8 protein-coding genes and 1 pseudogene are annotated in these 9044 nt (G+C 37.0%); 1 reads left to right on the plus strand and 8 read right to left on the minus strand.

Annotated features, from left to right (window positions below; all coding sequences use genetic code 11):
• From BRO54_RS18040 to BRO54_RS18075, 8 genes and pseudogenes are all read right to left on the minus strand, one after another.
• The coding region (locus tag BRO54_RS18040) for an ArsR/SmtB family transcription factor (RefSeq protein WP_033024773.1) at positions 1-279 on the minus strand (279 nt) is incomplete at its 3' end.
• 420 nt (positions 280-699) lie between these two features.
• A complete protein-coding gene (locus tag BRO54_RS18045; protein ID WP_011230090.1) occupies positions 700-1572 on the minus strand; it encodes a DNA-binding protein in 873 nt (290 codons plus the stop codon).
• A gap of 290 nt (positions 1573-1862) precedes the next feature.
• Positions 1863-4001 carry a heavy metal translocating P-type ATPase gene (locus tag BRO54_RS18050; protein ID WP_011230089.1) on the minus strand — a complete coding sequence of 713 codons (2139 nt, stop codon included), beginning with the start codon at positions 3999-4001 and terminating at the stop codon, positions 1863-1865.
• Positions 3994-4362 (minus strand): ArsR/SmtB family transcription factor, encoded by a 369-nt coding sequence (locus tag BRO54_RS18055; RefSeq protein WP_011230088.1) that lies wholly within the window; start codon positions 4360-4362, stop codon positions 3994-3996. Before BRO54_RS18055 ends, BRO54_RS18050 begins: the two co-directional genes overlap by 8 nt.
• Before the next feature lie 223 nt (positions 4363-4585).
• Positions 4586-5937 (minus strand): annotated as a pseudogene (locus BRO54_RS18060) (Nramp family divalent metal transporter).
• A gap of 325 nt (positions 5938-6262) precedes the next feature.
• Entirely contained in the window at positions 6263-7309 is a 1047-nt protein-coding gene (locus BRO54_RS18065; protein WP_011230086.1) for a flavin-containing monooxygenase, read from the minus strand.
• 25 nt (positions 7310-7334) lie between these two features.
• Positions 7335-8282 (minus strand): cation diffusion facilitator family transporter, encoded by a 948-nt coding sequence (locus BRO54_RS18070; protein WP_011230085.1) that lies wholly within the window; start codon positions 8280-8282, stop codon positions 7335-7337.
• 14 nt (positions 8283-8296) lie between these two features.
• Positions 8297-8605 (minus strand): ArsR/SmtB family transcription factor, encoded by a 309-nt coding sequence (locus tag BRO54_RS18075; protein ID WP_011230084.1) that lies wholly within the window; start codon positions 8603-8605, stop codon positions 8297-8299.
• Positions 8606-8706: 101 nt separating this feature from the next.
• On the opposite strand from BRO54_RS18075, the gene BRO54_RS18080 reads away from it, so the two are divergent.
• Positions 8707-8943 (plus strand): hypothetical protein, encoded by a 237-nt coding sequence (locus BRO54_RS18080; protein WP_074044792.1) that lies wholly within the window; start codon positions 8707-8709, stop codon positions 8941-8943.
• Positions 8944-9044: the final 101 nt, after the last annotated feature.

Consider the following 9044-nt stretch of genomic DNA (forward strand, 5'->3'; position numbering starts at 1 on the left):
ATGTTGCAGAATATCTTGGATGAAATCATATAACTCATTTTGTGAATTGAGGGAATAATAAATCCACTGTCCCCTCTTATCTTCTTTTACTAATCCTGCATCTTTTAACTTGCGAAGATGCTGACTAATAGCCGGCTGACTCATGTCAAACACCTCAAGAAGCTCGCATACACAACACTCACGTTGTTTTAAAATTGCCATGATCGTTAAACGTGTTTTATCACCAAGCAACTTTAAAACGTGTGATGCTTTTTCTATTTCCACTACTGTCTTTTGCATGGAAACACCTCCTATTCTTTTATGATTATATAGTTATTTACTTATATATATGAGCGAAAATGAAATATGATACTCCTAAATCCCTTTATTTGCAATTTTGTTCCTCTCACACTAAATAATGATGTCACATCTTTCATATCCACGAAATGGATATGGTAGTATAACCATACTTACTCTTCCCTTTAATAAGTATATAACTACATACTTATATAAAACAAAAGAAAAAAACGACTTTAACATAATCTTTACAAATTCAAACGAAAGTGTGAAATTCGGAAGTAAACTTGCCTTATCTCGTCTCCATTTGTTGTTATTCTTCAGAACGAGAGATTCTCCTCCTCGTCATAAATTTCTTTTATTTGTTTCGGTTCGTTTGTTAACTCCATTTCAAATCCTTATTTATTTGATAAGTAAAAAAGACTAACGACTCGAGTCGTTAGCTAACACTGTTTCGTCAACTGAATTCAGGATTTGTTCTAATTTGGTTCGGATCGCGTTTTTAAGCATGGATCTTAAATTTTTTTTATACTTCTTCTTAGTCAATGGACAAATATATTCTCCATCATCAATAACCTCGTTTTTTAACTCTCCATCTTCATTGAAAAACAACGTATATATTTCGTTGATTAGTTTATTTTCTTGCTGTATGTAGTTTATTGTTTCACTTTTGTATCCCTTGATCACTTTTTCGAAAATCATTTTAAAATCTTCAATAGACATCTCTTTCTTTAATTTGCGTTCCATTGTTTTTGGTGTTTCATTACTACTTTCTTGTTGATTTTTCTTTTCTAATTCTTGATACATCTCATCCATTTGCTCATATAAACCGATTAAAAAAGCATTTTCTTCTTCCAGTTTTTGAACTTTAACCGTTAATTCAGTGATTTGCTCGTAAACCAAGTTCAACTCATCCTGCATATTAATGAGTTGATTTTCTAATTGATTCTTCTCCTCCATGAGCTGTTTCATTAATTCTTCCGAGTGAGTGCTATCACCTTTAACTTCTTCAGAATCCAATTTATTATGCTTTTCACGATGGTCATTCGCCAACATTGAAAAAGAGTTTTCTACATACCATTCATAAACTCCCATTACTTCAGGCAAACCTGGTCTCTGTTCTTCAATAAACTCGAATAAATCATCGTGATAAATTCGCCAACCCTCCTTTCGATTTGCCGAACGTTCTGCTTTAATCTTTCCTTCTCTGATCCAACGAGTAACCATTTGAATTGAGTCAGTAATGTAATATTCCTGAAGTATTTTTAGTGCTTGGTGAACATTATATACTTCCATCTCCTTCTCCCCCGCTCAAAATTATTTAAAATAAAAATATGTTGGTAATGTTATACCTATGACATTACCTAAGTAATTTTAGGAAAATAAGAAATGCTTGGCTTTAAGCGCCAAGCATTTTTATTAAAATCCCATTTAATTAATTAAGATCTCTAAAATTTAGGTCATTTGTTTTGTTAGTTTTGACTGTTTTTAATCAGGGCTTTGTTAAATTTCAATGTTGATTTTTAAACCACACAAAAAGACCGAAATAAATTCGGTCTTTTTGTGTGTCTTCTTCAACTATTGCATTATTCTTTCACATTTAGCAATCGCATGCTGTTTAATGTTACGATTAATGTTGCTCCCATATCCGCAAATATCGCTAACCATAACGTTAACCAACCAGGTACAATTAACAATAACGCCAGCACCTTAATGCCCAAAGAGAAGGTAATGTTTTGCTTAATAATTGCTAAAGCCTTGCGGCTCAATTTAATCGTATATGGCAATTTACTTAAATCATCAGACATTAAAGCAATATCGGCTGTTTCAAGGGCTGTATCGGTTCCAGCACCACCCATTGCCACACCAACGGTTGAAGCTGCAAGAGCTGGTGCATCGTTCACACCATCTCCAACCATCGCAACACTTCGATACTTGTCGCGAAGCTCTTTGATGAAATTCAGTTTATCTTCTGGAAGTAAATCGGCTTTAATATCGGAAACACCGACTTGTTTTCCGATGGCTTCGGCTGTTCTTTGGTTATCTCCCGTCAGCATCACCGTTTTTTCAATACCGACTTGATGAAGTTTTCGAATAACCTCTTTGGATGATTCTCTTATTTCGTCTGCCACGGCAATTAACGCCAGAATTTCTTTTTCCGTTCCTAATGCCATGACCGTTTTCCCTTGTATTTGAAGGGTTGTAATTTGTTCTTTTATTTCTGATTGGATGCCATTTGGAAGAAGTTCTTCAAAAAGACCTGGACTTCCGACATAATACATTGCGTTATTTACTTTGGCTTTGACCCCTTTACCTGTAATGGATTGGAATTCTTCAACCGATACATCATTAAAATTCAATCCATCTTCTTCTGCTTTTCTTATAATGGCGGAAGCAAGTGGATGTTGTGAGCCTTTTTCAATGGCTGCTGTAATGGTCATTAGTTCATTTTCATTGCCATTATAAGTGACTACATCGGTGACGGAAGGAATACCTTTTGTTAATGTTCCTGTTTTATCAAAAGCAATCACTTTTAAGTTTCCTGCTTCCTCTAAATAAATACCACCTTTAATTAACACACCGTTTTTCGCTGCATTTCCAATGGCAGTTACAATCGAAACAGGCGTGGAAATAACCAACGCACACGGACAACCAACCACTAATACAGCTAGACCTCGATAAATCCATTCGCTCCAATCAGCACCCATAAATAATGGAGGAATAACGGCTAGTAAAAGAGCAAAAATGATAATGGCTGGTGTATAGTATTTGGCAAAACGATCTACAAACGCTTGAGAAGGTGCTCGTTCTGCTTGAGCTTCTTCCACTAAATGGATGATTTTCGAAAGAGTTGTATCTTCCACTCGTTTTGTAACTTTTACTTCCAATAACCCTTCTTCATTCAATGTTCCTGCAAAGACTTCATCACCGACTGTTTTGGTTACTGGAACACTTTCTCCCGTAATGGCAGCCTGATTTAGCGTAGATGTACCCTTGATGACGATTCCATCCATCGCTAATTTCTGACCAGGCTTTACGATCATAATATCTCCGACTTGAATATCGTCAACAGGGACCATCATTTCTTCATTTCCGCGACGAATTAATGCTTCTTTTGGAGCAATATCCATCAACGATTCAATGGATTGACGAGCTTTATCCATGGAATAACGCTCTAAGGCTTCGCTAATGGCGAATAGAATAACAACCGTTGCACCTTCTCCCCATTCACCAATCGCTGCAGCTCCTAAAATCGCCACTGTCATCAGCGTATTCATATCAAAATTCAAACGAACTAGGTTTTTGAAACCTTTTATAAATAACGAATATCCACCGATTAAAATTGCTGCAGCATATCCAATTGTCGCAAAGATATGCTCTTCTCCGTATTGCTTCCCTAAAAACCAACTGATCACAAGCAAAACGGCGGAAATATACACTTTAATGTTCTCTTTTTGCTTCCAAAAAGGTTCACGCTTGACTGCTTTTTCTTTATCTTCCCGAACCTTTAAGTTTTCAAAAGCTCCTGCTTTTTCTAATTCTTCGATGGTTGTTGTACCCCAAACGGTAATTTTAGATGCTCCAAAGTTTACTTTAGCATCTTGAACACCTGGCAATGATTTTACATTATTTTCAAACTTTGCCGCACAGTTTGCACAAGTAAATCCTTGAACACGGTAGGTTTTCGCTTCTGATTTAGATAATTTTGCTTGTTGTTCAGACACGGACTTTCACCTCTTTATCATGTGCTAACGCAATCATGATTAACTGCTTAATATGGTCATCATCCAGCGAATAAAATGCTAGCTTTCCTTCTTTTCGATACTTTACAATCCCTTGTTTATAAAGAGTCCGTAAATGATGGGAAGTGGTTGCAACAGAAGCCCCAATGATATTGGCAATATCACATACACATAACTCTTCATCTTGGCAAAGTGAATAGGCAATTTTTGCCCTATTTTCATCTGCCAGTGCTTTAAACAACAGGACAACACTGGATATATCTTCTTTTTGCAATTCCCCTTGTATTCGATTGACTTTTTCTTCGTCATAACAATAAATTTCACATGTATCTTTCTTACTCATTCATTATCCCCCTTTCATATTCAAATTTCCGTTTGAATATATTATACCTCATTTCTTTTATTATTCAAACATTTATTTGAATGAAAAACAAAAAAGAATTGGATGTAAAAAATCAACCTAATATTTACCAGGCATTTCATTTAATTAGCTACATCAAAAAATTCTATTAGCTAAAAACAATAAACCTCATTATCCGCAAAAAGATAATGAGGTTTACTATTTCTTAACCAAAGAATGTTTGGAACAATAAATATGCGTTTAAGCTGATAATCACCATCGCTACCATCCAAGCAAGAACTTTCAACCATAATGGATTTGCGAACTCGCCCATTTTCTTTTTATCGCTAGTGAATTGAACGAGAGGCACTACCGCGAAAGAGAGCTGTAAAGAAAGAATAACTTGGCTCAAAATAAGTAATTGAGCCGTTCCGCTTTCGCCATAAAGAGCAGTTACAACAACGGCTGGGACAATGGCAATCAATCGAGTGATCAGCCTTCTTAACCAAGCAGGAAGGCGAATGTTTAGAAAACCTTCCATCACAATTTGACCAGCTAAGGTTCCTGTTAATGTGGAGTTTTGACCAGAAGCCAACAAAGCAACTCCAAATAAAATACTTCCAAGTGTTGTTCCAAGCAGTGGAGCAAGCAAGTGATAAGCATCTTCAATCTCCGCAACATCTTTCATTCCTGCTTTATGGAATGTAGCAGCAGAAACAATAAGGATAGATGCATTAATAAATAAAGCGAAAAAGAGTGCAATGGTTGAATCCCAAGTGGCATATTTGATCGCTTGTCGTTTACCCGAGCTGGTTTGTTCGTATTGACGTGTCTGCACAATGGAAGAATGCAGATAAAGATTATGAGGCATTACGGTTGCACCTAAAATACCGATTGCAATATAGAGCATGGATGGATTGTTAATAATCTCTGGGCTTGGAACAAATCCCTTCAATATGCCACCTACATCTGGCTTAGAAAGAAAGATTTCAGTCACAAAGCAAGCACCAATGGTTAGAATTAAAACAATTACCAACGTTTCAATATAACGAAACCCTTTATTCTGTAATAGCAATACGACCAGTACATCCAGAGCTGTAATAATCACTCCATATATTAACGGAATGCCAAACAACAATTTCAAAGCGATTGCCGAACCGATCACTTCGGCTAGATCACAAGCTGCGATTGCCAACTCGCATAAAACCCATAAGATCATTGCTACAGGCTTGCTGTAATGGTCGCGACAAGCTTGGCTAAATCCCTTCCCGTTACAATTCCCAACTTGCCAGCCAATGCTTGAAGCAATATTGCCATTAAATTGGAAAGCAAAATAACGGAAAGCAACGTGTATCCGAACTGGGAACCTCCTGCGATATCAGTCGCCCAGTTTCCCGGGTCCATATACCCCACGGCAACTAAGTATCCTGGTCCAGCAAACGCAAGAAACTTTTTCATCCAAGAACCCGTTTTTGGTATACGCAAACTTCTATATACTTCGGGCAATGTTGGTTGTGTCCGTTTCTTTCTCCAACCTTCCTCAACGACTAACGGCAGTTTTTTTATATTTTCACTCATGATGATCACCTCATGATTGGTTTTCGCTAAATATTTTGCATTAAGGAAACTTTTGGGGTAAAAAAATTTGCTCCTACAACTTAGAATTAGATATATGTAAGAGCAAAGAAAATGTTGCCTAAATAAATTGTACATCAGAAACTTTTTTAGTCAATGGAAACTTTTATCGTTTGTTAGTTTAAGATCGCTAAAATATTGAACAAGGTACTGACCTTGTTCAAACCATTTAATGATATTTGAAGCTTATGTTTGAATGAATACTCTCCCACTTACGCTAAGCTTAGAAGGGCTATAAAAAGTTCTAACCACAACATTGCAAGCACCTTCAATGGTTTAAAATATCATTTATCAAATACTCTGCATCGGCACCCACTCCTCCAATAAGAGCAGATCCCCTTCGATACTGCCACGGCAATCCCAAGAAGTACAATCCTTTCACAGAAGTTACCCCTCTTTGGTGAATGGGCTTTCCTCTATGGTCTAAAACATTCGGAATTTGAATCCAACTGTAATCAGAATAAAATCCAGTTGCCCAAATGACATTTTGAACTTGAATTTGACTGTTATCTGCAAAAGAAATAACATCTCCTAAAATACTTTCTGTTCTGGGTTTAATTTTAATTTTGCCTTCTTGTATTAAATGTTTCAGTTCTTTACCGAAAATAGGGTCACTTTGCTTACTGATAAACTGACCTAACGAGCTGTTGATATGGACATTTAATAAACCTAATTTTTTAAACCACCAGAAAATACTTTTACCCATTATTTCAAGTGGAAAGAACTTCATTTTATGACCTACAGATAAATAAACTTCTCTGTCTTCGGACAATTCAACAGCAATTTGTGCCCCTGAATTTCCCGCACCGACTACCAAAACAGAGCCTTCTTGTAATTGAGATGGATTCAAATAACGGGATGTATGCACTTGATACACTTTATCGGATAAGCTTTCTGCAAATGGTGGAATGTATGGCTTTTGGAAAGGACCCGTTGCTACAACCACTTTCTCTGCCACATAATTACCATTATTGGTTGTAACTTTAAAAATCTCATCTTCTTTTTGAAGGGAAATGACTTCTGTGTTCAGATGAATAGGTAATTCAAATTTTTGAGCATAATCCTCTAAATAATCGGCAATTTCATCCTTGGTTGGATATCCGTTCGGGTCACCCTTTAAAGCCATTCCTGGCAAAGAACTGAACCAGCGAGGAGTAAAAAGAACTAAGGAATCATATCGGTTTCTCCAAACATCTCCGATTCGATTTTCCTTGCCAACAATGGCAAACAATATATTATTTTGTTTCAGATAATATCCCATCGCTAGTCCTGCCTGACTAGCACCGATAACCAGAACATCAACGATGTGTTGCATTTTATCACCTCTCTTCTGAAAAGGATTAAACTTTCATTTCCCCGTGATGGATTTGAGAGGTTTCAATTTGAATGGTTGCATGCTGAATTTTAAAGTGGTCCTCAATAAAATGGATCGCTTCTTGTAAAACCTTTTGGCTGTCTTGATGATCTTCAATCAAAATATGGCAACTTAATGAGTCTAACCCTGAAGTAATTGTCCAAATATGAAGGTCGTGAACGTTAATCACTCCTTCAATACTTTCTAAGGCTTTTTTCACTTCATTTTGGTCAATGGTAATTGGCGTTCCTTCCATCAAAATGTGAACCGTATGTTTAATCACTCCCCAAGCGCCTTTCAAGATTAATAAGGCAACCAAAATGGAAATAATGGGGTCAGCGACATACCAACTAAAGAGCCACATGACAAGCCCAGCGATGATAGCACCTACGGAACCCAAAGCGTCACCGATCACATGAAGATAGGCACTACGCAGATTGACATTATTTTTTACATCCCCTTTTTTCATTAACGCCCAGGCACTTAAAAGATTGGCAAAAAGTCCAATGGACGCAATCAGCATCATAGAGCCGCTAGCCACGGTTGGAGGATTGTAAAAACGTTCAATTGCTTCCCAAATAATAAATCCAGCGATAACAAACAAGGTAACTCCATTAAACAAAGCGGCTAAGATTTCAAAACGATAAAAGCCATACGTTTTATTGGGGGAAGCTGGTTTGGTGGCAAACCAAATTGCCACTAAGCTAAGAACAAGTGAACTAGCATCACTAAGCATATGACCAGAGTCAGAAAGAAGGGCTAGGCTGTTTGTGATTAAACCTCCGAAAAACTCTAACAACATAATTCCAGCGGTAATGAGAAGGGCAATTGTAAGCCCTTTTTTATTTCCTTCTCTACTGTGATCATGGTGATGTCCGTGGTGATGGTGATGACCATGGTGGTCGTGAGAATGATGGTGGTGATGATGATGCATGATAAAATACCTCCTTAATGATGTTCAGAATGGTCAATGGCTTGTTTTAATAATGAAATAACATGTTCGTCATCGCAGGAGTAAAACAGTGTTTTTCCTTCACGGCGATACTTAACCAGTCTCAGATTTCGTAACATACTAAGTTGATGGGAAACGGCTGATTGAGACATTTCCAACACTTCTGCAATGTGATTGACATTGCACTCTTCTTGCGATAACAAATAAAGAATTTTGATTCGTGTTGGATCGGCTAATACCTTAAATATTCGCGATACATTTTCAATGGTTTCAGATTTTAAGAAAGAATGGTCTTCCATCTTCATGATGATTCCCCTCACTTTATTTATTATATATGAGCATATGTTCATATGTATGTATCATATTTTATATTCATTTTTTTGTCAAGTTTAGGAAATGTTTTTTCATGAAAATGGGTTATTTAGCTCATAATGAATGGAAGGAGGATGATGACAACCGTTCAGGTGGAAAAATCGGACTTGCAACATGGCGATTTAAGGGTATAAAAAGGACAGCAGTGAGCTGTCCTTTCGAATATCAGCACATCTTTTGTAAATTCTTCTTCAAGTTCCCGTATGACGTTATCCTCAAGTTTTTTACAGAAAAGTTCCATGAGCAATTTTTGCTCTCCACCCGGGCATGAAAATCCCCCTTTTCTTCCCATAATGAAGAGTAGGCGCAAACAGTTCAACAGGACGTTATGCTTAATGGTGGCTTAGACCCTGTACGGAAAAGTGTTTGAAT

The organism is Geobacillus proteiniphilus (assembly GCF_001908025.1).
Taxonomy (GTDB): domain Bacteria; phylum Bacillota; class Bacilli; order Bacillales; family Anoxybacillaceae; genus Geobacillus; species Geobacillus proteiniphilus.

Coding starts and splice junctions, on each gene's coding strand:
- BRO54_RS18070 (WP_011230085.1), bottom strand. CDS start 8,282: ATGCATCATCATCACCACCATCATTCTCACGACCACCATGGTCATCAC.
- BRO54_RS18075 (WP_011230084.1), bottom strand. CDS start 8,605: ATGAAGATGGAAGACCATTCTTTCTTAAAATCTGAAACCATTGAAAAT.
- BRO54_RS18080 (WP_074044792.1), top strand. CDS start 8,707: ATGAAAATGGGTTATTTAGCTCATAATGAATGGAAGGAGGATGATGAC.
- BRO54_RS18065 (WP_011230086.1), bottom strand. CDS start 7,309: ATGCAACACATCGTTGATGTTCTGGTTATCGGTGCTAGTCAGGCAGGA.
- BRO54_RS18055 (WP_011230088.1), bottom strand. CDS start 4,362: ATGAGTAAGAAAGATACATGTGAAATTTATTGTTATGACGAAGAAAAA.
- BRO54_RS18045 (WP_011230090.1), bottom strand. CDS start 1,572: ATGGAAGTATATAATGTTCACCAAGCACTAAAAATACTTCAGGAATAT.